The sequence below is a fragment of the Rhodococcus sp. D-46 genome (genome assembly GCF_011290655.1).
Classification (GTDB): domain Bacteria; phylum Actinomycetota; class Actinomycetes; order Mycobacteriales; family Mycobacteriaceae; genus Rhodococcus_F; species Rhodococcus_F qingshengii.
In genome coordinates this window covers 164,326-188,659 of sequence record NZ_JAANTF010000008.1, presented here as the reverse complement: position 1 = coordinate 188,659, position 24,334 = coordinate 164,326, and the positions used below count along the sequence as shown (strand labels likewise).

The following is a 24,334-nucleotide window of genomic DNA, read 5'->3' as shown; positions in this document are numbered from 1 at the left end:
TGTCTCAACACTTTTCCGAGTTCGTTTGTCGACGTTCATTGCACTGGCCGTAGCTGCGCGACAAGACCGATGTCAACCGGGACCGAGTCCAATCACGTTGCGGTTCAAAGAGAGAAAGCTCGGTCTCGACAATCGATCGAGCGATACGAGAGGCGAGAGTCGACGCCGGAGCAACCGGGATCGTCACGGCGTTCCTACCTGCCAGTGTCGGCACACCGCCGAGATCCAAACAGACCACCGGCAGGCCCACCGCAGCCGCTTCGGCCGCCACCCAGCCGCCCGAATCGTGCATGCTCGGGAAGAGCAGAGCGGAGGAGGCCCCCATCTCGCCCACCACTTCCGATCTGTCGCGCCATCCGCGAAGCGTGATCTGACCGCGCCGATACGGAAGCGACTTCTCGATCCGCCCGCGGGCGGGTCCCTCCCCGACAAAGGTCATGGACCACTCGGTACCCAGCTGCTCGAGCGCATCCAGAATCAGGTCGATTCCTTTGTATTGCAACAGTCTTCCTACGAACAAGAGCCTTCGTTTCGGCCGGGGTACCGCTTGCTTCTCGATTCCGTCGTAGTCCAGAACACAATTGGGTTGGACGACGACGTTTCTTGCCCGCGGTGCGCCGCGTCCGCTGTCGGAATTCATCGCGATGAAAGTGTCAACTCGTCCAGCCATGAAGATGTGCGTCAGTGACCGAACGGCTTTCGTCGAGCAGGTTCGAACTGCCGTGGTTGCCAGATACCGCATGCCGATGCGCTTGGCGAGCGGCATCGGCGGGTAGGTGTTGCCCCCGGCAGGCCCCCATACGAGTCGTGCGCCGCCGGCTCCACCGAACAGCACCGGTGGGGGCAGCCAGTCAGAGGCGAAAGTTGCATGGTGCAGGACGTCGAAGTTTGCCGCTTCACGCCGAACGAACAGTGAAGTGTGCCAGAGCCATCGGAGGTATCGGCCGTACGATCCGGCTTCTTCCGCGGGCAAAGTCGCTATTCGCACGACACGAACTTCGCAACCGAGCTGTTCACACTCTGATTCCAATGCGGGAGCCTCACCGGACCGAGTCACCACCGTGATCGACTCACACAGTTCGGAAGCCGCCGAGAGAAGCGCCCAACCCGCACCGGATTCACTCCCCTGATTCGGATCGCAGGCGTATGCCGTCATCAACAACCGTGTCATCGCGTTACCACCAGCCTCTGTGCGCGCGGCGTCCGAGAATCGCTGCGGCTGAATCGCTCTGAGAACCAACCGATGTTGCGTGCACCGTTGTCGAGAACCACGCGCTTGATCCGTGGACTGATCAAGGCAACGGGGATCAACGCCGCCGACGCGAGTACGAGCAGAGCGCGTTTGGCACTCTGAGCCGCCAACAGTGGCAGCTCGAGCTGTCCCTGACAGACCGCGAGGATTCGTCCGTTGTTGACATACCGGGCGAAGAGCCAGGAATCCCGACGCCGATCCTCGCCGACGGGTTCGTACGCAAGCGCCTCGTCGCACCACAACAACCGGACACCGCCGGCGCTCATCCTGAGCGTGAACTCGGTGTCCTCGCCGCCAGGTAGATCCCAGTCGTCACTGAAGTTCAAGCCGTTCAAAGCCTTCAGGTCCAACAACAGATTTCCAGCGCCTGCAGACGCAACCGGGGTGCCGGTCGAATGGCGAACGCGAGTGTGCAATGGAAGTTCCGAGGCAGGCAGACCCACCGGAATCACAGGACCGGCCACAGCACCTGCGTCGAAATCTGCTGCGCAGGTGAGGAGATTCGACAGCCAGTCGACATCGACGTACTCGTCGTCGTCGACGAAGACGATGTAACGACGATCTCGTGCACGGGCGAGATCGACCAGCGCACGTCGCGCCGGAGATACCCCGCCGAATCCGAGATGCAGTCGTTCGATCCCGTCGGCAACATACGTCGGCGTGGTGGATTCCGGATCGTTGTCGCCTACTACGACCTGGGCGGAGGCACCGGAAGCCTGGATCGATGCCCGGACGCTGTCGATGCAGACAGCCAGTTCCGATTCACGACGGAAGGTCAGAATCGCCACTACGACGCCGTTGGGATTCTTCATGAGAGGTCAACTTTCGGTCGGGCGTCACGGTTCATCGAAACCAGAAGTGCGACGCTCGCGCTGGCGCACGCCGACACGGCCAATGCTCCTGCGACGTATACGGCGCTGTCGGTCAGTCCCGCCCCGAGAACGATCAGAAACTGTAGAGGCAACAGCATGGCGCGAAATGTGTTGAGGTTTGCGGTCTTGTCCACGACGCGGATCGAGGTACCGACGCCCAGAAGAATCCCGTTGAACGCCACCGCCAACCCGCACAGCAGAATGACCGGTATCAAGTTCGGAAAGTGCGGCCCGACCAGATGATCCATCAATCGCACTCCCGAGAGTCGAATCTCGAGCGTGAGACAGATCAGCGAAACGCAGATGATCGAAACCCAGAAGATCTGCAAGCCCACTCGGCGGCCGAGTGTCATGCACTCGCTCGGGCTCATCGCTTCGACACCACCGCCGAACTTACGCATCAGAATTGGCGAGATGCCCGCGAACATCAAGGACAGCGGACCGAGCAGTGTCTGGGCAGTTCTGATCTCACCGATCATCGAGATCGACGCCACCACAGTGAGTATCAAGAACATCGCCTGCTGAGCAGCTGATCCCATCAATATCTCGATCGCAAACGGCACGGATCTATATCGGTGAGTGCACGAGTACCTGATCGACGGTACCGGCGGTACCAGACGCATGGATGCGTGACCGAGAGCGAGCGCGACGAAGACACCGACCGTATAGGTCACGAGTGCAAGTGTCAGATTCTCGACCAGGAAAGCTGCAATAAGGACGAACGAGAGTGTCACGATCTGTATCGACACAGAGATCCAACTCGCACCGTCGTGCATCAGCATCGTGCGTATCACGTCCAACACCACGAAACCAGCTGCAGCCAAGGCGTATACCGTGAGATTCATCGAGTCCGAGCCGGCGATCACGAACAGTGCCCACACCGATGTCACCGATACCGCCGCCAGCACGATCGTGGGCGCCAACGCCGGTCCACGCTCGTCGGACCCCGCCCCTCGCGACAGCCAGACGTCGACGCCGATCGCTCTCCCCAGTGCCAGTGCCAACAGACCCGCCGATTGAATCACGGCAACCTGGCCGACTTCGATCGGACCACCGAGTCGTGCCACCGAGGTGAGAACGACAAAAGTGAGGACGCTCGAAAGCCCTTGATCGGCCATGAATGTCACATGCCGAGTGCGATCTTTCACGATCTCACCTCGTCGATGAGCTCACGCATCGACGTCGCCGCTTTGCGCGATGTGAAGCGATTCGAGTAGTGACGATAAGCGGATCTGCGTATCGCCGATCGATCGTCCGCTCCGAAGATTCGATCGAGGGCCTCGCGTATCGACGACTCTTCCAAGGTATTGAGAGGCGTTCCGCCCGGTCCGACGATGTCCGCGAGTGCACCGTTGGTTGCGTAGATGACCGGGGTGCCAACCGACATCGATTCGATCGCAACGCGTCCGAACGGTTCTGCCCATTGAGACGGCACCACGGACGCCGCACTGTCGCGAAGTATCTCGATCACATCTTCGTGCGAAGTGAATCCGGCCAGCGTGACGTTGTCGAGAGCTGCGCTTATGCTGGAGATCTCGCCGTACTGCGGTCCGTCACCGAGAACTGTGAGCGAGGGACTTCCAGCGCCCTGCGGCCAGTTGCGCACCAAATCCAGGACGCCCTTCTCCGGTGTCAGTCGGCTGACGCACACAACCGAATCAGTGCCCCGAAACTCGGGTTCATTTTCTTCGAATCCGAAGTTCGGACGAACCACGACGCGGCCAGAACTGATCAGTCGTCCTTCGACCAGACGTGCTGTCATCGCGCTCGTTGCGACGAACCTGTGCTGCTTCCACCCAAAGACGCTCAGCTTGACCGCCGTGGCGCTCAGGTAGCAGACAAGGCTCTGTAGTCGGCTGTTTCCGTAGCATCCGTTGCGGACACAACTCGTGAAGTATTTGGTGGAACCGCATTCGGTGCACGTGCCATCTGCGCGCAACTTGGCTGACGGTGTGGCGAGGCGATAGTTCCGAACCGCCTGCAACGTAGGAATTGCGGCGGCTCTTGCGGCCACGAGCAACGAAGCCGAGAACGCCGGCCAGAGATTGTTCACGTAGATGACGTCGGGGCGCTCCGAACGGATGATGCGCAACGCATCGACGAGTACGCGAGGACTGAACACTGCGGTGACTGCCGCCCACGGTCCCCGGGAGATCTTGGAATTCTCGGTGGTGCACTGAACCGTCTCGTATCCGATCGATTTCAGGAGCTTGGATTCGTTGGCGAAGCTCTGCTCCTCACCACCCGGATTCCGATAGATCGCATGGAACATCAAGGCTTTCGGCGGCGTGAATCCACCGGCGGACGTCGGGTTCACTTCAGGCTTCGAACGCGCTACATCGAACGACTTGTACATCTCAGTGACCTCCTCTTCGCTCCGGAGCGAACCTGTACGCGTCGTTCTTGTCGGCACGAACCCCACGGATCGACAACTCGGCGTTGCCCGCATTGTGGGAGCGGTGGGTCGAGGGTCCGTACGGCGCCAGGAAGACCCATGCGATCAGCCACATGGCGCCGAAGAAGAGCGTCGACTCCGTCAAGTCCATCGAGAAGACGAGAGCCATGATCGCGACGACGGCGATGTACTCCGTTCTGCTGCGGGCTCGCCCGAGCGCCGTGCTCAGAAGCAGGTAATAGCCGGCCAACAGCAGCAGGAATCCGATCCAACCGATCTGCAGCCGAATGTCGAGCATTCCGTTGTGTGCGCTGGTCGCCGGAAAGGACAGCTTTGACCGAATCATCTGCCCCACTGCACTGTCCGGCGCCCACACCGAGCCGAAGCCCCATCCGAGCAGAGGCCGCTGTTCGGCGTAGTAGTCGGATACCGTCCAGAGATGTAACCGGCCGGTCAGCGTGACATCTCGCGAGAGTAGCGCCGCGACATCGGGTCCGAGCACCTTCATCGCGCCGGACACCCCGAGGTACAGGCCGATGATCACAGTCGAGGCGAGGTGAGCGTTCGGTGTCCGTCGAAAGCACCTCAGAGCAAGCATTGTCGCCAGCGCAATCCCCGCAGCGACGAGACCGGTCTGGCTCCGGGCCTCGAACAACACGATGCCGGCGACAGCCAGCGCCGCCACCCACGGAATACGCTTGCCGTCGGGAAGCATGAGCATGACACCGACAAGTACAACTTCGATGGCAGCCATTCGTCCCAAAGTGTTCTTGTGCGTGAAGATTCCGCGATAAGCAACGGCGCGGGTGTCCACGTCGATGCCAGTCGAAGGATCGAGGAACACGACCATCAGCGACAGCACGAGAAGTACCAGCAAGGTGAGGGCAACAGTCCGCACTCGCACCGCGAAGGTCAACTCACGGGCGACGATGATTCCCGTGATCGCCAGGCACACGACGACGATGCCGGCGACGGCGGAGTTCCGGGGCAGTGTAGACCAGTACCAGCTGGTTGCCGGGACGCCGGCCGAGATCATAAGCGTGAAGACAGGCCACGTCGTATTGCGTGAGTATCGCCGGTCGAGGAAGTAGACCAACGCAAGTGTCGCCGAAAGAACGGCCGAACCGTGTACGAGCAACGATCCGAGCGCTGTCCTCTGCGTGTACGCCTGAAAGGCTCCGCTCGCGCCGATGACCGCGATCACCAATGCCGTTCGCAAGATCAGCGGATTGTTCGGTGCCTCATTTTCGCAAGGCGCCGGTACCGCCTTCTTGTCAGTAGGCGCCATCACTTCCCACCACCGCCTTGAGCGTCTTCGCGACGATCATGACGTCACCCATCATCGACCAGTTGTCGACGTAGGAAAGATCCAGGCGGACAGTGTCTTCCCACGAAAGATCAGAACGTCCGCTGACCTGCCACAGGCCGGTGACACCGGGCTTGACCAGTAGCCGACGACTGACCGCACCGTCGTACATCTCGACCTCGCGCCGAAGCGGTGGCCGCGGGCCTACAACGCTCATCTCACGCCGGAGGACATTGACGAACTGGGGCAACTCGTCGATCGAGTATCGGCGCATGAATCGACCGACCGTCGTCACACGCGGATCGTCTCGCATCTTGAAAAGCACTCCGGCGCCTTCGTTCTCCTTCATCAGCGCCGTGACCTGTGAATCCGCATTCTGGACCATCGAGCGGAACTTGAGCATGGGGAACGGCTGACCGTCCAACCCCATCCGCTCGGACTTGTACAGAACCGGCCCCTTGCTCGTGAGCTTGACGGCGATCGCAGCCGCCAGTAGCACCGGACTGATCACGGCGAGTACCACGGTTGAGAAGACGATGTCGAAGGTCGTCTTCGTGAACTTCTGCGCGCCGTGATAACGCGGACGCTCGACATGGATCAGCGGAAATCCAGCGACCGGGCGCATCGAGAGCCTCGGCCCGGACACATCCAGAATCCCTGGTGCAACAACAAGGTCCACATGATCGCGCTCGAGATCCCAGGCCAACGTGCGCAGCCTTTCCGGTCCGAACCGCTCCGACGCCGTCACTGCCACCGTGTCGGCACCGACCTGTTCGATCGCGTCGGTGACACTGTGCTCGTCTCCGAGCACCGGAATGTCCCGACCGTTCACTGTGACAACTTCGCCCACGTCTCCTCCGTAGCCGGGTACGCAGACTCCGACAACTCGGTATCCATGGGCATCGTCGCGCTCGAGGTTGCGTGCAAGATCGACAACCGCCCCTCGCACACCGACCACAAGTACGGCAGTTCGAAATTCACCTCGGGCTCGCTCACGAGCAATCACCCGTCGCCAGATCCAACGACTCGCGATCAAGGCGGTCAATCCCATCGGAAACGCCACGGCAAGGTACAGGCGCGCGATCTCCAGGTGAAGGAGAAGGCTGGCGATCGCAATCAGTCCGAACAGGCGGAGCGTTCCGACAGCGATCAATCGGTACTCTTCAGGGCCGCTTCCGATCACGCGAGGAGATCTGGTACGAAATACCCTCAGTACGGCAAACCAGCCGATAATCAGGGCGAAAGACAGTGCGGTGTAGCTGAAATGGCCGAATGCTTCACCGTCGACGACATCCGCGTCGCTACCGAATCGCCACCATTGAGCCAGAAACACAACTGCCGCAACGATGATCGTGTCGGTGATCGCCAGACGACGAAGATACGCAGATTGCCATTTCCTGCGTGCGGAAACTCCACCGGCCCTCTCCGGCGTTACTCGTCGGTGTTGTTGTGGCCGCTCTTTCGTGGGCGCGGCCATCTCGAGAACCGTCATGTGTTCAGAAACCTTTCCCCATGCACAGAATTCGGCCTGAAGATGTTCACCGGCCGAGGTCCATCGGACCGCCTTGCCGATTCCCGAAACTTCGACAGCGAAGCAACTGCTCCGCATTGCTGCGTTCAGTGCGTATGGTTGCATTACGTGCGCCTTGCAGTTAACCCGGCGACTATTGTCAGGCCTCGGCCCAACTGTCGATTATTGCGGCATTGCCGCAGCTCACACCCCGTGATTGAAGCAGAGTCCACTAACAACCCAAACACAGGACGATCGGCGATTTCTCCTCGCCCGCTGACGTCGCCGGCCTCGATATTGCCAGGACTCACATCTTGGCAACTCTTCGGCTAGCTGGTCAGTACCAGTGAGGAGTTTGCCACATTCCGGACAGCGTGGCAATAGCGCTTTCCGAAGTTCTTCCCGACGCCAGCATTGACGTCAGTTATTCACCCTCCGACAAGAAGGAGTGAACATTGCTCACCATTACCATTGCGTACCTATAGTTTTCATCGCCTAGCCCATTTGGGCTCCGCGTTTGGACGGAAACCAGCACGCGGTTGGTAAACACTCTGCAATCCGTACTTTGATGCGCTCAGCATCCACTCAGCCTTGGACGATTGTTCGGCACTTCGCCTCTGGGCGTCTTACCTACTCCTAGCCGGCAATGCGCGAACCTACGATCGGGCGACACCGAGAATTCAGACATGCAAAAGGAGGAGTGTAGACCGCCAGCGATCGCCGGTGATGTCCTGAAATAGTTGCAGCACAGCCCAATTAGGGACATGCGAGTTGCGCAGCCGCTCGGCTGCAAAGCGAGGCGACCGCTACCGATGTCTATGTCTATGTCTATGGCCATGGCCATGGCCATGGCCATGGCCATGGCCATGGCAAGCGTGTGTGGCCGTGTAGGGTCAACGGACACTCGACACGCTCGTTCGCACCCAGTAGCGGAGCGTGTCTCTCGAACAACCGACATTGCGGGACAACTGATCAGCTGGGCGCACGCTATCGAGTAAACCCCCCTCACACTTCGATTGTCTTACGCGAAACCGGGTTCCTTTCGTCGCAGGTAACCAGGACGCGACTGAGCCCCACCGGGTCGCCGACATACGCGAGCACCTCACCCAGAGCAGTCGACGCTATCCTTTCCGGCCCTCAGACCGACGGACCCCGTGGCCGATATGACCACCGACATCGGCCAAGAACGCGTTCATGCTGTGTCGCAGCTGGCCGACAACCCCCCGCACCCGCTGTCCAAATCCATCGCAGGATGCCAGATCGACATCTAGGCATTGCGAAACTCTCGAGGCCGAATCGGGCTGGTCCTCCTGCGGTCCGCCACACTCGCTACTCGATTCCAACCGAGACGCCCACAAGGCCTCGTCGGGCGCAACCAGATCGACAGTCATAGAGGCACCGGTCAAGCAGGGACAGCTCAGACCGCAGCGTCACATCCCGCATGCCCGTGCCTACCCGATTACTGCGACGGCCGATGAACCCGTATTCCGCACTGCGCGTCGCAGACTCAGAGGACCTGACTAGAGATCGCGTCCGATTCACCACACAGAGAAGGGCCCCCGAGCATTGCTCGAGGGCCCTGTGAGGCGTCGGGATTTTAAAGTACGACCAGGTCAGATGACTGTCGACGTGACCTTTCGTCCGCCGACTGGATTGCTGTCCACGGACCCTTCCACGGCCAAGTCAGCGACAACCGGATCGGAATCGTAGTAGTACTTGTACTCGTAGACACCACGACCGTTCAGCGGGGTCATCGTGATGACAGTACCAAGAATCGTCGCGCCCACACTGTGGAGATTGCCGACCGCCCTGCTCAGCTGTTCCCTCTTCGTCGTGCCGTGACGAGCAATCACTAGCGCACCGTCCGCCAGCGCTGAAAGAACTGCAGCATCCGTAACCGGAAGCAACGGCGAGGCGTCGATGATGACGTAGTCGAACCTTCTGCGGAGATCGGTAAAGACCGCATGGGCAGTGTCAGTGCCCAGAAGTTCGCTCGGGTTCGGGGGAATCGGACCTGAGGCAAGAACCGTCAGGTCAGCATTGCTCGTGACTTGAAGTACGTCGTCGAGATCTGCTTGCCCGGCCAGGACCGAGCTCAGACCAACGCTTCCGATAAGTCCCAGATACTTCGAAACGCGAGGCTTACGGAGGTCACCTTCGACGAGACACACCTTCTTGCCTGCCTCGGCCAACACGAGTGCGATGTTCACCGCAGTCGTGGTCTTTCCCTCGGAGGGAAGAGAACTCGTAACGACGATGACACTCGGTGGGCGATCCACGGCCAGGAACTGCAGATTGGTTCGCAGCTCGCGGTACGCCTCGGCACTTGCGGAGTTGCCCTCGTGGAAGTTGATCGCTTGATGAACTTCGCGTTCCTTGTCGAACGGAATTGTTCCCACCATCGCCGCGCCGGCGATGTCTTCGACCACCTTGCGCTCTTTGACGGTGTTGTCCAGGCGATCACGCACCACAGCCAACCCGATCCCCAGCAGAAGCCCGATCGCGGCACCGAGCGCCACGTTCCGCGAAGTCTTCGGCGACACCGGTTCCGCGGGAGTTTGTGCTCGCTGTTCGACAACGACGCGCGCAGGTGCTGTGCCACCATTTGCGGGCGTACCCAGATCTTTGACCATCACGACAAACTCGTCCGAGAGCGCATTTGCGATTTCACGTGCCAGTTCAGGCGACGCATCTTGCACGCTCAAATCGAGCAGTACTGTATCCGGCGCCGATGTGGCGGTCACCTTGGACGAAATCTCCGCAGCGGAAAGCCCGCCGAGTCGATCGGGCCCGACTGAATCGATCGTTCTCTGTGCCAGTGTCTCGCCGGTAAGGAGCTTGGCGTAGGAAGTGACCAACTGCTGTGAGAGCTGGTTACCTTGGTAAGCCTCGTTCACGGTTGTTCCGGTAGAAGTCGACACGAACAGGCGCGTGGAAGCCTGGTAGATCGGCGTGGCAATCAACGAGGCGCCCAATGCGCCCAAGATCACGACCACAGTGACGACAGCGACTATCTTCCACCGTGCCTGCAAAATCTTCAGGTAGTCCCGTACATCCATCGTCGAATCTCCTTCGGCTCGAACACGTATCACGTCTTCGAGTAGTAATCGACAGCCGCTGTCGAGCCGCTGCACTCAATGCAGGCTGAACGAGGCAGCCAATCTTCTATCGCGTGTCCCTGCGTCACAGCGCGAGGTATTTGCCGAAACAGCCAGGGGGGAGAGGCCTTCACGGCATCTCACACATCTCACTTCCTGGCCGATGCATGATCGGGAAGTGGCGAACACGCGACACTGACAAACCCGCGACACTGACATCGGGCCCACTCACACATCGCGCAGAGCAGACACAACGTGCAGCCAGGCTGAACTCTACTGCGTCATTGGTCTTTTCACCACCGCAACGGAGCCTCGAAACTTCCTAGACATCGTCAGTCGACTGTGCCGACCATGAAAGGGTCACATACCACAGCGGGCCGTAGGACCAACGTCCGTCGACGACCAACTACGCAACTTGCCGACGGAAGTTGATGCATACCAACCGAACAAGGCAACATGCCCCTCACCCTGTGATGCACGAGCGGCTATCCCAGCATCTCCCCCGGCCACAGCTCGCTCGCTGACGGACTTTGGTCCCGGGCACACGGCCACTTCCCCTCGATGCCTACAACACCTACCCTCCGTGAAGGTTTCACCGGTTTACGGCCTTCCGAGACCTCGGTAGGTCCACCCTGCGTCGCGCCAGGTGGTCGGTTCCAGACAGTTACGTCCGTCGATGATGACCTTCTTGCGGACGACAGGTTCGAGGTCCGACGGCAACAACTTTCGAAACTCGGCCCACTCGGTCAGAACCAAGACGACATCAGCGCCTGCGCACGCTTCAAGTGCGCTCGAAGTGTAAGTGAGGGTGGGGAACAACGCCTTCGAGTTTCCCATCGCCTTCGGGTCATAGACATTGACGGCAGCGCCTTGCAGCTGAATCTGCCCGGCAACGTTCAGCGCAGGTGAGTCGCGCACGTCGTCGGAGTCAGGCTTGAAGGCTGCCCCGAGAACCGCCACATTGGCTCCGAGTAGAGAACCACACGCTTCTCGAGCCAGTTCGACCATCCGAGTACGACGACGCATGTTGATATTGTCGACTTCGCGTAGGAATGTGAGTGCTTGATCTGCTCCCAGCTCACCAGCACGTGCCATGAAAGCACGGATGTCCTTCGGTAAGCAGCCCCCACCGAAACCGATTCCGGCGTTGAGGAATCGCCTACCAATTCTCTCGTCATGGCCGATGGCATCGGCAAGAACGGTCACATCCGCACCTGAAGCCTCGCACACCTCCGAGATCGCATTGATGAACGAGATCTTCGTTGCCAGAAATGCATTGGCTGATGCTTTGACCAACTCCGAAGTCGCAAGGTCGGTCACAACAAAGGGAATACCTTCGTTCAAGAGTTGCTCGTACACTTCACGCGCAATCGATTCCGCACGTCCGGGTCGATTGCGGTCGACCCCGAGCACAAGCCGGTCCGGGTGAAGCGTGTCTTTCACCGCGTAGCCTTCCCGGAGAAATTCCGGGTTCCACGCCACCTCCACGTCTTGTCCGGCAGGCGCCAGTTCCCGTGCCCGCGCACCCAATCGCTCTGCTGTACCGACTGGCACAGTTGATTTCCCGAAGATTACGGTCGGCCTGGTCAAGAGGGGTGCGAGTGTCTCGATCACCGAATCGACAAAACGCATGTCGGCCGCGAACTCCCCCTTCTTCTGCGGCGTACCGACGCCGAGGAAGTGGATGTCGGCGAACTCTGCGGCCTCCTCGTAGGAAGCCGTGAATCGAAGACGTCCCGCGGCTATGTTGCGGCGCAGTACTTCCTCGAGTCCCGGTTCGTAGAAAGGAACCTCCCCAGCTTCGAGCATAGCGAGCTTGTTCGGATCAACATCCACCCCGAGAACCTCGTGACCCAACTCGGCCATGCAAGCTGCGTGTGTCGCCCCGAGGTAGCCTGTGCCGAATACCGCAATACGAGAAGTCATAACGATGTCTGCCTGTCGAAGTCGAGTTTACGTCGAATAATGCTGTAGTACTTCATGTCCTGATCGAATCGACGTTCTGTCGATACCACTCCACGGTCGATGCGATCCCCGCACGAAGATCAATCTTGGGCTGCCACCCCAAATCTCGAAGCTTCCCGATGTCAAGCAACTTCCGCGGCGTCCCGTCAGGTTTCGAATGATCCCATTCGATCTCGCCGTCGAACCCGATCTCGTCCGCCACGATCGCAGAGATCTCCGCGATGCTCTGGTCCTCGCCTGTACCAACATTGACGTGTTCTGCTCCGTCATAGTGGTCGAGCAAATGAAGGCAGGCATCCGCCATGTCGTCGACGTGGAGAAACTCGCGCCTCGGCGTCCCGCTGCCCCAGTTCACGACTGAAGCAGCTCCATCACGGCGCGCGTCGTCGAAGCGTCTGATGAGGGCTGGCAGCACATGAGAGCCCTTGGCAGAGAAGTTGTCACCCGGGCCGTAGAGATTGGTCGGCATCGCGGCGATCCACGGACGCCCGAACTGCTTTCGAACAGCCTGCACCTGCAGGATTCCCGCGATCTTGGCGATGGCATATGCATCGTTCGTCGGTTCCAAATGACCGGTCAGCAAATATTCTTCGCGAATCGGTTGAGGAGCGAATTTCGGGTAGATGCAGGATGATCCGAGGAACAGCAGGCGATCTACGTCGAACTCGGCCGCCGCGTCCATCACGTTCACCTGGATGCGAAGGTTGTCGGAGATGAAGTCCACCGGCAGTGTGCTGTTCGCCAGTATCCCGCCCACCTTGGCTGCCGCGAGTACCACGTTCTTCGGCCTCTCGGCGGCGAAGAACTCGAACACGGCACCGCGGTCGCGAAGATCGAGTTCGGCGGACGTGCGACCGACAAGGCGATTGAAACCGTCGGCCTCCAAACGACGCCAGATCGCTGAACCCACGAGTCCACGATGGCCCGCGACGTACACCGCATCGTTCCGATCGAGGGACTTCTGCGCGTACTCCCCCGTCATCGGGCATGCTCCCAATCCACCAGGTTCGGGCGGTCGATCCAGGGCTTGCCCTCACACTTCAGAGCCTCTATGTCCGCATCGACCATGATTCGAGCCAGCTCGGGGGTATGTACAGTCGCCTTCCAGCCGAGCTTCTGCTCCGCCTTACCTGCATCTCCGATCAACGCGTCTACTTCCGTCGGCCGCAGATAGCGCTCGTCGAAGCGCACATGATCTTCCCAGTTCAGACCCGCGTGCTCGAAGGCCACCGTCAGGAAATCCTTGACCGAGTAGTTACCGCCTGTCGCGAGCACGTAATCGTCCGGCTCGTCGGCCTGAAGCATCCTCCACATTCCCTCCACGTACTCCGGCGCGTAGCCCCAGTCGCGGATTGCATCGAGATTACCCATGTACAAATCGTTTTCCAGGCCGGCCTTGATCCGCGCCACCGCTCGCGTGATCTTGCGAGTTACGAATGTTTCGCCTCGCCGCGGAGATTCGTGGTTGAACAGAATTCCGTTCACGGCAAAGATCCCGTACGCCTCGCGGTAGTTCTTGGTGATCCAGTACGAGTACACCTTCGCCGCACCGTACGGCGATCGCGGATAGAAGGGAGTCTGCTCGTCCTGCGGAGGCGGTGTCGCACCGAACATCTCGGAGCTGGACGCCTGGTAGAACCTGCATTCGAGACCAGCCATCCGGACTGCTTCGAGCAGCCTGATCGACCCGATTCCCGTCGTGTCACCGGTATGTTCGGGCTCGTCGAAACTTACCCGTACATGGGACTGCGCTGCGAGGTTGTAGACCTCGTCCGGGCGTATCTGTGCGAGAAGAGTGACCAAACGCGCCCCGTCGCTGAGATCTCCGTAATGAAGGAACAGTTTTGCATCCGGCGTGTGGGGATCCACATACATGTGATCGATTCGAGCTGTATTGAACGTGGACGATCTACGAATAAGTCCGTGGACCTCGTATCCCTTGCCCAGCAACAACTCCGCGAGATAGGAGCCGTCTTGACCGGTGATGCCTGTGATCAGTGCCTTCTTCATTTCTCTCCTTCATGTATGTGCGACTTCACGATTTTCGGGCAGCTATTCACACGGTCACGCCTGCCTCCACCGCCTTCTCCATGCTTGAAATTCGCCGAACCGAAATATAGATACACGGAATAACCTGGAGTACAACCATTCCTGCGGATAGTCCCAAGTAGAGTGCGGCGGCTCCGAGTTCAGGAATCAGGGATATTGCCAATACCATTCCGACGAGGCCGCTCAGCCAGACACAGAGGACTTGCAACCATAGTCCTCGCGGGTCCATGAGGAACATCGCCGCCGGCTGATGCACCGAAGCAACAAGGATGTAAACACTTCCGGCCAAAACGGTTGCCAGCGGGACGACAAGACTTCCACCCGAGACAAACCGAATTCCCGGATAGCTGATGACGACCAGAGCAAGCGCAAATACGGCGCCCACAGTGCCGAGAAGTACTATATGCTGGGCGAATTCACGCACCCGAAGTGTCCCGATTCGGTATCGCTCGCGATATCTTGACCACAAGTTCTGGCCCATCACTCCCAAGATAGCCAGCAGGGGTCCAGCGAATTGCGCCACCACCGAATATTGTGCGACGTCTTCGACCGTTCCAAAAGTGGAGATCAGCAACCTATGGCTCTGGAACCCGACAACCATGCCGATCGATATGAGAAAAAACGGAACCGCCGTTTCAGCTATGCGAACTCGCACCGGGCTTGTAAGACGCCAGCCGATCAACGAACCCTCATCGCCGGAAATCGATCGAAGCGCGAGAGCAAGGGTAAGAAATCCGACGGCGAGGTAGCCTGCGCACGGTGCCAGAACAAACAGGTAGGCCGGCGCCTGAGTAGTCCAACAAACCCCTATCACGATCAGTTGAATGATCGGACCGATCAACGCTGCGGTAACGACAACGCGCATCTTTCCGCAACCCTGCAGGATGCGTGACCCCAAACCCAATGGAATACCAACTGCCGCAGATACAATCACTACTGTGGCCAGCGCCGACGCATGATCCATCTCACCGACTGCGCCTAGAACTGGCACCCACAGCCCCATCTGATAGAACAGGAACGCGAGGCTTGCGACAGCGAGGGATACCAGAACGGTGACCAGACTCGCCCGCCGAAAATGGGATTGGAACGACATCCGATCGAGTGCACCACTTCGGTAATCTGCTGTCGCGTTCACCATGGTCGCGCCGATACCGAAGTCCGCGAAGGGAAGTAGATTCAACATGGACGCCATCAGCGCATAGAAGGCGTAGTACTCGACGCCGTAGTCCCGAGACAGAATTGCTATTACGGCGAAGTTCGCGCAAGCGCCGGCCAGCAGACCTACCAGTCGAAAGAACCCGGTCCCGCCCAGGTCGATCGACTTCGCCGACCTCACGTATGAGCTGACCACTGTGTTCACCCTCGTGTCTCCGAGGTTCCAGCGCCAGACACGATTGTGGACTGCTTCAGACCGCTGTCGCCGATCCGAGCGAGTACCTTGTAGCACGCGGCAACTGCTACCTTCACGCAACCCCGCCAGTACAAACCTTGCGCGAACGACGCTCGTCCCATGCGTGCGTTCGCAGCTGCGGCAACCGCCGATGCGCTCATCAGCCGAACTGGGATCCCCAGATGTCGCGCGTAGTGCCCCCTGATCGATTCCTTGCACAACAGCGATTTCTCAGGAGAACCAATGGATTTGCCTGCGTACATCGAATACACGAGGGAAACGGTGTTGTGTTGAACGACTCGGCCGACGACGGATAGACGAATGAACATTTCGTAGTCGTCGGCGTAACGCTCGACGATCTCCGGTACGTCCAGCGCAATCGCTGCTTCGTAATCGGCACGCCGAACCAGCGCCGCTCCCGGTGGAAACGGACCATACCCTTGTGTCAACAGGGTTCGAGTATTGATCTCGGAGTACGACTGATTGTTCAACCGACTACGCCCACGTGGGAGACTCGCCATCACACGTCCAGCGACGACTGCGCAGTCCGCCTGTGCAGAGAGAATACGCAAGGACTCGTGAATGCCGGGTGCGACCAGAAGATCATCCGCGTCCAGGAACACGATGTACGGTGCCGTGACGAGCGTGGCCCCCCGTCGTCTCGCGAGGTATGCACCCGCATTTGGCTGCGTCAGGACACGTATATCGTGGGCGCGACATAACGCGGCGGTACTGTCTGTGGATCCGTCGTCCACCACGATGACTTCCGAAGCGCCCGCATTGTGCGCGCTCTCGATTGACGCCAAAAGTGTGGCTTCCGCGTTGAAAGCTGGTATGACAACTGCGAATTCCGCACTTGATTGCGTTGTGGGTTCCAAATAGTCATCGGACACGAGGAGTCACCCCTGCTAGAACTCGTCTTTGAACACGGTCGGTTTTTGCGAGAAGCGCAACCCCCAAGGACACCGCATAATCGAGCCACTGCGCCCTGAAGACTGTAATTCCGGTCAGGGCGCGTGATCGCCGCATGTCCCGGTAATGATCCATCATGCCCCGCACCGAACCAGCGCCGGCCGAATCAAAGTCACAGAAGAACTCGGTCCACACGCGCGGTTGCGATCGGACCGCCATCTTCAACAGATACAGTTGGTCGGCACTGAGTCCGAATTCGGTATCGTAACCGCCGATCTCAACATGCAGCGACTTCTCGATCACACATGCTTGATGGGGAATGATGTTTCCACCTAGCGCGAATCGGGACAGACTGAACGGGATACGGCCACCGATTCCGATGGAACTTCCGGAGTCGTGGATGTTGCTCAGCCCGTAACCCCACCGCCAAGAGACGCCCCCTCCTTGATGATCTCGAGAGACTCTCTCCAGAACGTCACATGAATGGAACACGTCGGACGAGTGCATGAACCACAGCAACTCGCCACTCGCCAGTTCCGCACCGATGTTCATTGCGTCATAGCGACCGCTGTCGAGGCCTGTGTTCCACACTAACGAATCACCCAACGAATCAAGGTATTCGACAGTTCCATCCGTCGAACCACCATCGATCACGATGTGTTCGACTCCCTGTGCACTCTGAGCCCGGACGCTCTCGATCGTGCGGACCAGCCCCGAAAGATCATTCCTGGTGATGGTAATGACGGTGACCGATGAAGTCATCGAGAAGCCCCTATCGCGAATGCATAGGCGTCGATGAGTGCTGTACGCGAACTCATGACGTCCACTGTTCGGTTGAAATATTGTGTCTTGGCTTGAACAGTCGTTCGGTAGTCCAGGCAGTCGAAGTAATGTGTGACGGCCATTGACAGAGACTCCGCAGTATTGCCAGCGACTGGATAGCCAAGCGAGACCATACTTTTGATGTCACGACTGATCACCGAGACACCGACCGCGGCGGCTTCCGCAGCGGAAATCGGAGCGCCCTCCCAGGCCGCGGTATGGAGATACAGCGAACTGGCGCGCACTTCATCCAGCACCTGTTCAGCTGGAATCCAGCCCGTCACCCGAACCCCGGATTCCACGAGACTTTCTTTCAACCCGGCTTCGCCGTCTCCTACCCACACGAACTCGAACCTGCTCGACAACCTTGCTGCAATATCGGCGAACAGTTGGGGATCCTTTTGGGGAAATATCCTTCCCACCATCACTACTCGGCTTCTTTCAGCCGATGCTTCCGCTGTCCGAGGGCTGCTTGCGCGCAAATATGCGCCGTGATCGGTCGGGGATACATTGCCGACCACGATGGAGGTGGAGGAGTTCGACAACTCCGTAGTCAACTCGGCTTCTCGTCCACTCACGGCAACAACGCACTGACGCCGAATCGAGAGTAGCCCACGCTCAACGGACTTGTAGAGTACCCGCGCCAGGGGACTGACGTCGGTGCGCTCGAATGCGTAACAGTGTGGGGTGTATACGATTCCAGCTCGGTGCCCCGGGATGATCCGGGCGAGACCGGCAAGACTGGAATGCAGGTGGAGAACATCGAAATCTCCCCGGCGCACCATACGAATCGCGGACAGCAAAAGTGCGGCCAAACTTCCAGGTACCAATGTCACGCTGAGTTCGGAGGGGAAATTGTATGTGCTCTGCCCGGCCCGTTCGCGAGCAATCACGCAGTGATGCATTTCTGGCGTCAACGCCTGATAGTTCAAGATCGCGGTGCTTACACCTCCTCCGAGCGCTTCCGTGACATGCAGAACTTTCATCGCGCACCATCCCTCGTCAGGCCGGCATCAACATGTGAGCTTCGAATATCTTCCATCGCAAGGTCTTCCGTCTCCGAAGTATCAACTGATCTTTTCCGCATACCCGAGGAGCACAAGAGAAGAATGAGAGGGCACAGGAAGGGAAGCAGACCGGTTCGATACGGTTGGATGGGCGCCTCCAGAAATCCCACAGCGACCGTAGTTACGATCAGCGCCCATGCCAAGTATCGATTTTCCACGTCAGTGGTCAGCAACGCCCAGGCCGCAGCGACGACAAGCACGGCAATTCCGAGAAACCCGACGGCAACGCCGAGTTCTAACCAAATGTTGTGCGCGGCATAGTTGGAGGAGAAGCGATACGCGTTATGCTCCGTCCAATAGTTCGCGCCGTGACCAACATTCGGACTCTCCGAAATCAGCTCCTTCGCCCTCATCCACAAAGCACCGCGATAGGTGTAATCGCGGAGCCCGTAAACTCGGAACACTGGCACAAAAGAAATCACCAACGCAACCATCGCAGCTGCCAGAGCCACAACCCGCGACATGCGGTTTCCGATACCGAGGACTACGAGGTAGCCGAGAACCAGACCGATCATCGCTGTTCGACTGCCAGAAATTTCGATCACGATGAGGCTCGCCAGTCCAACCGCCGCAACTGTGATCCAGTGTTGCCGATACACGGCAACGACGCTCAGCAGTGCGACACACAGCCCCAGGAAGTTGCCATTGCCTGTGATCGATGACGTGAGCACTTGGCCCGCCACAGTGCACTTGTCCAACCGACAGGTCTCGACCACAGCCTCAGGCCAGACGACGAAAACCACAGCCATGCTCAGACAAAGCGCAAGCAGACCCTGGTAACAAAGACGGGGCCAGTTCAGTACGTCAACCGAGAGCGCGCGGCACCACAGGAGCGTAGGCACAATCATGAATATCGCTCCGACGACACCGATGTCCACGACCCCGAAGATGAGGATCGGCATGATCGCCACCGCCATGACCAGTATCGCGGGGATATAGGGGAATGAATCTCGGGACCCGAGAGAGGCGATGAAAATCGCGATTCCGATGACAATCGAAGGCACGTAGGAGATCACGAAGACCGCGGAGCCAGAAACTGGAAGGTATAGGGCAAGGACGCTACCTAACACCGCCTTGAAAAGGACCGGCCATACCACCGATACCCAAAACCAGATCCCGATCAGCCCGCTTCTGGTACCTGTTGAGGTTTGACGGCGGGTTGGCAACACCGTCACCCCACGTACACGTGCGATCAGCAAGAGAAAAACACTGGCAAACAACAGGAACGAGAGGTTCATGTCATTGGCCAGCCGTCGGCAGGTGGCATGGCACAGCCAGGGAGCCGAGTAGGCGTTCCCTCTGGGACGCGACGGCCTCGATGCGTGAATCGATCAGGCGCCAGTAAGTGGCTGGATCGTCTCGTATCGATTCCACCGCGTCGAGAACGCGAGTTGCCGAAGTCCGTCGGGCATCGAGAACGTACTGTTCCAACCCCAGATCATGAAATGCTCCCCATGATTTTCGTTCGTAGCCCAGGTGCACACTCGGCTTTCCGGCGAGCAATGCAGACAACGATCCATGCAGGCGTGTACTGACAACGACGCGATTCTCCGCGCTCTCCAGATAGTGCTGCAATGGCTTTGGGGTTCCCGAGGAGTATTTGACGGTGAGTGGAGTGTCATTGTTTCCGCCACCGGTGGACTGAATCGCCCATACAACATGATCTGACCGAGCCAAGTCGGACAGAGTGTTCTCGTAGGATCCAGGGCGGGACAGCTCACGTGCCACGACTACCGGGCCATGCGTGATCTCGATAGTACGAGGTGTACGGACCTCCGCCATCTTGAGAACCGCCAGATCCGAGATTCGTTCGACATTGGTCAGGTCGGCGAACAATTCCCGTGATCGATCGTCACGAACGAGCACCTGATCCATCGCCTTCAGTGAACTCGCGATACGCCGACGGAGAATGTTCGGGAACGGACCGATACTCTGCGGCAGATAGATCTTGCGCGCACGACTTCGTGCGGCAAGATCGAGTTGACCGAAATGCGCCCCCGCAGTTTTCAGGGCCTCGGAAACGGACGAACCCCGAAGGTATCCGCCCCCGACAGCGACTATCAAATCCGCTTGCTCGAACAGTATCCTGACAGGTGCCGGCCCGCCGGTGACGGTACTGGCCAGCATGGAAACACGTACGGATGCCTTCTTTTTCGGGTTCGGAATCCATGCCGACGTCCACTGATGAAACTTGACATGATTCGCGATCGGATGGTGGCGGAACGATTCGGCATCAGTGGCAATCACGTCGACGACAGAATCCGGCCACACCGATCTCAGCAATTCGAGTGTTTCCTCCACCAGCAACCGGTCGCCGGAGTTTTGAGCACTGTATGCGTGAATGACCAGGATGCGCGGGTGGTCACGATTGTATTCGGGCAACGATCTCACTCCTGGTCGTCATGGTTCGGGACGCCTGCAAACCCATTGAATAGGCGAAATCTCGGTACTCGTCACTCGATACGACGCCGAGGGCGGACCGAAGGCTGGCCGCGCCGGTAAATGTGAGCACCGGCCCGGAGGTTCGCAGATCCTCGAATGCAGGTAGATGGGCAGCAACAACCGGCCGGCCGCGCGCCCACGCCTCCCATACGAACACAGGGTTGAGTTCGTTTCGGCTGGGCATAAATGCCGCGTCTGACCAATCCAGATAGGGCACAACGTCATCGACGCGTCCCACTAGTTCCACCGTATGCGAAGAAGGCTTCGTATTGCCGAACCGCCGTTTCAGGTCTTCTTCTTCCGGTCCTGATCCCAAGATCTTTATTTCACACGGAATCTCGATATCTGACAGCAGTTCGGGAATACGATCGAAGCCCTTCTGCTTGGATAGACGGCCACAGGCCAGGAGCCGTAGAGGTGCCCCCGAAGATTCACGACGAATGGTTTCTCTCGAGTCAACTCGGATCAAGTTCGGCTCGTAAACAAGCCGAGCGTGCGGTCCGTAACGTCGTTGACGAATCTGACTCACGGCTGATTCCGAAGGCGCGGTGATCAGCTTTGCGTGCCGAAGTGCTTTACGAACGAGCATGTTCTCGACCAGGGAGAAAACGCCAGTTTCATCCGCACTCGGCAACTGATGGAAGGTCGCAATCAGCTCACTCGGAAGACGTTTGAGCAAACTCGAAACGCCTAGTGCGACATGGCTACCCCTCATCAGTGAATAGACCACATCCGAATGCTGTAGATGTGTTGCTATGGCACGACTGGCTCCGACCAGTCCGCCAGGACTCCTTGGATAGTCGAGCATGACGAACTCGTCTGCGAGGTCCGCAACCTCGTTGAAGTCGCGGCAGCCTGCAAACAAAGTGACCACGGTCGTATGTGTGTCGGTAAGCCCGCGCAATAACCCGCACAATGATTTCTGTGCACCCCCACCTTCCAACCAGGGCGCCACAACAAGCAACGACTTCAACTTTGGCGGTTCCGACACAAACTTCTCCTGGTCAATTTGCTCCATCACTTCCCAACATCGCCTTGAGCGCCTTCGCGACGATCGTGTTCTCGCTCGCCATCGACCAGTTGTCGACGTACGAAAGATCAAGGGGAGCTATGCCTTTCCACCGAGAACGTCACGAACTGAAGTCGGTCCCGAATCCGCATTCACGTCTCAGTACGCACCGTCACTGGCCAACACCGCTTTCAACGTTTTGCCGACGATCAATACATCACCCATCAGCGACCAGTTGTCGACGTACGAAAGGTCCAGTCGTACAGTCTCTTCCCAAGAAAGGTCCGATCGTCCACTGACCTGCCACAATCCTGTGATCCCCGGCTTGACAAGAAGTCGGCGACTGACAGTTCCGTCGTAGGCCTCGACCTCGCGGCGAAGCGGAGGCCTGGGGCCGACCACGCTCATCTCGCGCCGAAGAACATTGACGAACTGTGGCAGCTCGTCAATCGAGTAACGGCGCAAGAAGCGCCCGACCGGTGTAACGCGCGGGTCGTCGCGCATCTTGAAGAGCACACCGGCGCCGTCGTTCTGGGCCATCAACGACTCCACCTGTGAGTCTGCGTTCTGGACCATCGAACGGAACTTCAGCATCGGGAATGGTTTGCCGTCCAGTCCCATTCGCTCCGCTCGATACAACACCGGGCCCGGGCTCGAGAGCTTGACCGCCAGAGCCGCGGCCAGGAGAACAGGTGCAATTGCTGCCAGTAACAATGACGCGAAAATTACGTCGAACGACGATTTCGCAAAGCGTTGCGCACCATGATATTTCGGGCGCTCGACGCGTATCAAAGGCTGACCGGCCACCGGCCGCATCGACAGGCGCGGCCCCGACACGTCGACGATACTTGGCGCAACGACCAGATCTACGTCCCGCGATTCCAGATCCCAGGCAAGTGCACGGATGCCATCCGAGCCGAGATGTTCGGTTGCCGTCACGGCAACGGTGTCTGCGCCGACAAGTTCCAGCGCTTCGACTACCGATGTCTCACCACCGAGGAGCGGTATGTCACGCCCGTCGACTGCGATGGACTCGTCCGCGCGCCGAAGGAACCCCGGCACACACACTCCCACCACGCGGAAACCGTCTGCGCTACCCCGCTCGAAGTTTCGTGCAAGTTCAGCGCCGGCATCCTTGCTGCCCACCACCAGTACCGATGTGAGGCACTCCCCGCGAGTACGCCTTCGCACGATCACCCCACGCCAGAGCCAACGGCTCACCAGTAGCGCGAGAAGGCCGACAGGGAACGCGAATGCGAGGTAGAGCCGGGCGATATCGAGACGAAGCAGAAGGCTTACTATCGCAATGACGCCGAACAATCTCATCGCGGACACCAGGATTCGCCGATACTCCTCAGGACCGCTTCCGATCACACTCGCAGATCTGGTCCTGAATATCTGCAACGTCGCTAGCCACGCGATCACCACGCCGATCGACAAACCGGTGTAGCTGAACTGCCCGAGCTCACGAGCGTCGACGGCGGTCGGCGCGGCGCCGAATCGAAGCCACTGCGCAGCCGAAACCGCCGCTACGACAATCAGCGAATCCGTCACTGCCAGAGCACGTATGTATCGATGCTGCCACGCAGCACGCGAGGAAAACTCCGCACGGGAGTCCGGCACGATGCGCGGACGCCGATACCCGAGCGACGGCGCCATGGACATGTCCAATGCCGACATCTGACCAACCTTCCCGTTTGCGAGCCGCCAGGCCCCGACCGTTCTTCGGAATTTCCCGTTTGCACCCGAACGCTTCAGGCACAGCTAAAGATGGAGAAGAGCAAATGTTCCGCTTAGGTATCGGCAACATTGCAACTCGATAATCCGGAGGCATTGCACGTGCCGCGTGAGTACTATGAGAACATCTCCAAGGCCGGAGTTCAATTCGAATAATGTTGCAGGTCAAGACTCTAACCGGCAATTTTTCTTCCCAGCACACACCCAAAGGATGTTGGACGATCGTTCACGTTCAATCGCCGCAATGTCACGGTGCCATTTACGCTGTAGTTACCATTTAGTAGCTATAGTTCAGCTATTGAGTAAATCCGCGGAAACGTCGAGGGCTTAGGTCCCGACGACTGCAATAGCTCACAAAGCGGACATTGCCTCTCACTGCTGACCACAGTTCTTTCGCATGGGTAACTGGACCCGAATCCACGCAACCGAGAACCGTCCCTGCACGCCGGGGACCTATGTCCCCGTAGGTCGAATCCGCCGGACCTGATTGAACTTTCTGCAATTCGCA

At 58.8% G+C, this 24,334-nt stretch carries 18 protein-coding genes and 1 pseudogene; all 19 read right to left on the bottom strand.

What is annotated here, in order from left to right; translation table 11 throughout:
- Positions 1 to 4 precede the first annotated feature (4 nt).
- The 19 genes and pseudogenes from G9U53_RS21805 to G9U53_RS21720 all read right to left on the bottom strand — a co-directional run bounded on the left by G9U53_RS21805 (position 5) and on the right by G9U53_RS21720 (position 23,769).
- Entirely contained in the window at positions 5 to 1,171 is a 1,167-nt protein-coding gene (locus G9U53_RS21805; protein WP_165639187.1) for a glycosyltransferase family 4 protein, read from the bottom strand.
- On the bottom strand, positions 1,168 to 2,064 hold the full coding sequence (locus G9U53_RS21800; RefSeq protein ID WP_075832475.1) for a glycosyltransferase: 897 nt from the start codon (positions 2,062 to 2,064) through the stop codon (positions 1,168 to 1,170). Before G9U53_RS21800 ends, G9U53_RS21805 begins: the two co-directional genes overlap by 4 nt.
- Complete coding sequence (locus G9U53_RS21795) at positions 2,061 to 3,272, bottom strand: hypothetical protein (RefSeq protein ID WP_165639186.1); 1,212 nt, start codon at positions 3,270 to 3,272, stop codon at positions 2,061 to 2,063. The genes G9U53_RS21800 and G9U53_RS21795 overlap by 4 nt, the downstream gene beginning before the upstream one ends.
- Entirely contained in the window at positions 3,269 to 4,480 is a 1,212-nt protein-coding gene (locus G9U53_RS21790; RefSeq protein WP_165639185.1) for a glycosyltransferase family 4 protein, read from the bottom strand. The genes G9U53_RS21795 and G9U53_RS21790 overlap by 4 nt, the downstream gene beginning before the upstream one ends.
- A 1-nt stretch (position 4,481) precedes the next feature.
- Positions 4,482 to 5,807, bottom strand: a complete 1,326-nt coding sequence (locus tag G9U53_RS21785) for an O-antigen ligase family protein (RefSeq protein ID WP_054826880.1) — start codon at positions 5,805 to 5,807, stop codon at positions 4,482 to 4,484.
- Positions 5,794 to 7,317 carry a sugar transferase gene (locus tag G9U53_RS21780; RefSeq protein ID WP_054781086.1) on the bottom strand — a complete coding sequence of 508 codons (1,524 nt, stop codon included), beginning with the start codon at positions 7,315 to 7,317 and terminating at the stop codon, positions 5,794 to 5,796. The genes G9U53_RS21785 and G9U53_RS21780 overlap by 14 nt, the downstream gene beginning before the upstream one ends.
- A gap of 1,631 nt (positions 7,318 to 8,948) precedes the next feature.
- Complete coding sequence (locus G9U53_RS21775) at positions 8,949 to 10,394, bottom strand: polysaccharide biosynthesis tyrosine autokinase (RefSeq protein ID WP_165639183.1); 1,446 nt, start codon at positions 10,392 to 10,394, stop codon at positions 8,949 to 8,951.
- A gap of 639 nt (positions 10,395 to 11,033) precedes the next feature.
- Complete coding sequence (locus G9U53_RS21770; protein ID WP_007726621.1) at positions 11,034 to 12,359, bottom strand: UDP-glucose/GDP-mannose dehydrogenase family protein; 1,326 nt, start codon at positions 12,357 to 12,359, stop codon at positions 11,034 to 11,036.
- Between the two features lie 52 nt (positions 12,360 to 12,411).
- Entirely contained in the window at positions 12,412 to 13,380 is a 969-nt protein-coding gene (locus G9U53_RS21765) for a GDP-L-fucose synthase (RefSeq protein ID WP_042452275.1), read from the bottom strand.
- Complete coding sequence (gmd, locus tag G9U53_RS21760) at positions 13,377 to 14,408, bottom strand: GDP-mannose 4,6-dehydratase (protein ID WP_003943737.1); 1,032 nt, start codon at positions 14,406 to 14,408, stop codon at positions 13,377 to 13,379. The genes G9U53_RS21765 and gmd overlap by 4 nt, the downstream gene beginning before the upstream one ends.
- Positions 14,409 to 14,454: 46 nt before the next feature.
- The gene (locus G9U53_RS21755; RefSeq protein ID WP_242692639.1) at positions 14,455 to 15,585 is read right to left on the bottom strand and encodes a polysaccharide biosynthesis protein; all 1,131 of its coding nucleotides are present in this window, start codon (positions 15,583 to 15,585) and stop codon (positions 14,455 to 14,457) included.
- A 218-nt stretch (positions 15,586 to 15,803) separates the two neighbouring features.
- Positions 15,804 to 16,730 carry a glycosyltransferase family 2 protein gene (locus G9U53_RS21750; RefSeq protein WP_007726615.1) on the bottom strand — a complete coding sequence of 309 codons (927 nt, stop codon included), beginning with the start codon at positions 16,728 to 16,730 and terminating at the stop codon, positions 15,804 to 15,806.
- The gene (locus tag G9U53_RS34215) at positions 16,720 to 17,052 is read right to left on the bottom strand and encodes a hypothetical protein (protein ID WP_228232624.1); all 333 of its coding nucleotides are present in this window, start codon (positions 17,050 to 17,052) and stop codon (positions 16,720 to 16,722) included. The genes G9U53_RS21750 and G9U53_RS34215 overlap by 11 nt, the downstream gene beginning before the upstream one ends.
- A 168-nt stretch (positions 17,053 to 17,220) precedes the next feature.
- Positions 17,221 to 17,511 (bottom strand): annotated as a pseudogene (locus G9U53_RS34210) (glycosyltransferase); the annotation flags it as partial.
- On the bottom strand, positions 17,508 to 18,503 hold the full coding sequence (locus tag G9U53_RS21740; protein ID WP_228232493.1) for a glycosyltransferase: 996 nt from the start codon (positions 18,501 to 18,503) through the stop codon (positions 17,508 to 17,510). The gene G9U53_RS21740 and the pseudogene G9U53_RS34210, both read right to left, overlap by 4 nt.
- 50 nt (positions 18,504 to 18,553) lie before the next feature.
- Positions 18,554 to 19,876 carry an O-antigen ligase family protein gene (locus tag G9U53_RS21735; RefSeq protein WP_007726610.1) on the bottom strand — a complete coding sequence of 441 codons (1,323 nt, stop codon included), beginning with the start codon at positions 19,874 to 19,876 and terminating at the stop codon, positions 18,554 to 18,556.
- A gap of 1 nt (position 19,877) precedes the next feature.
- On the bottom strand, positions 19,878 to 21,029 hold the full coding sequence (locus tag G9U53_RS21730; RefSeq protein WP_231916139.1) for a polysaccharide pyruvyl transferase family protein: 1,152 nt from the start codon (positions 21,027 to 21,029) through the stop codon (positions 19,878 to 19,880).
- A complete protein-coding gene (locus G9U53_RS21725) occupies positions 21,001 to 22,098 on the bottom strand; it encodes a glycosyltransferase (RefSeq protein WP_054187557.1) in 1,098 nt (365 codons plus the stop codon). Before G9U53_RS21725 ends, G9U53_RS21730 begins: the two co-directional genes overlap by 29 nt.
- 150 nt (positions 22,099 to 22,248) lie before the next feature.
- Positions 22,249 to 23,769 carry a sugar transferase gene (locus G9U53_RS21720; RefSeq protein ID WP_007726602.1) on the bottom strand — a complete coding sequence of 507 codons (1,521 nt, stop codon included), beginning with the start codon at positions 23,767 to 23,769 and terminating at the stop codon, positions 22,249 to 22,251.
- Positions 23,770 to 24,334 lie beyond the last annotated feature (565 nt).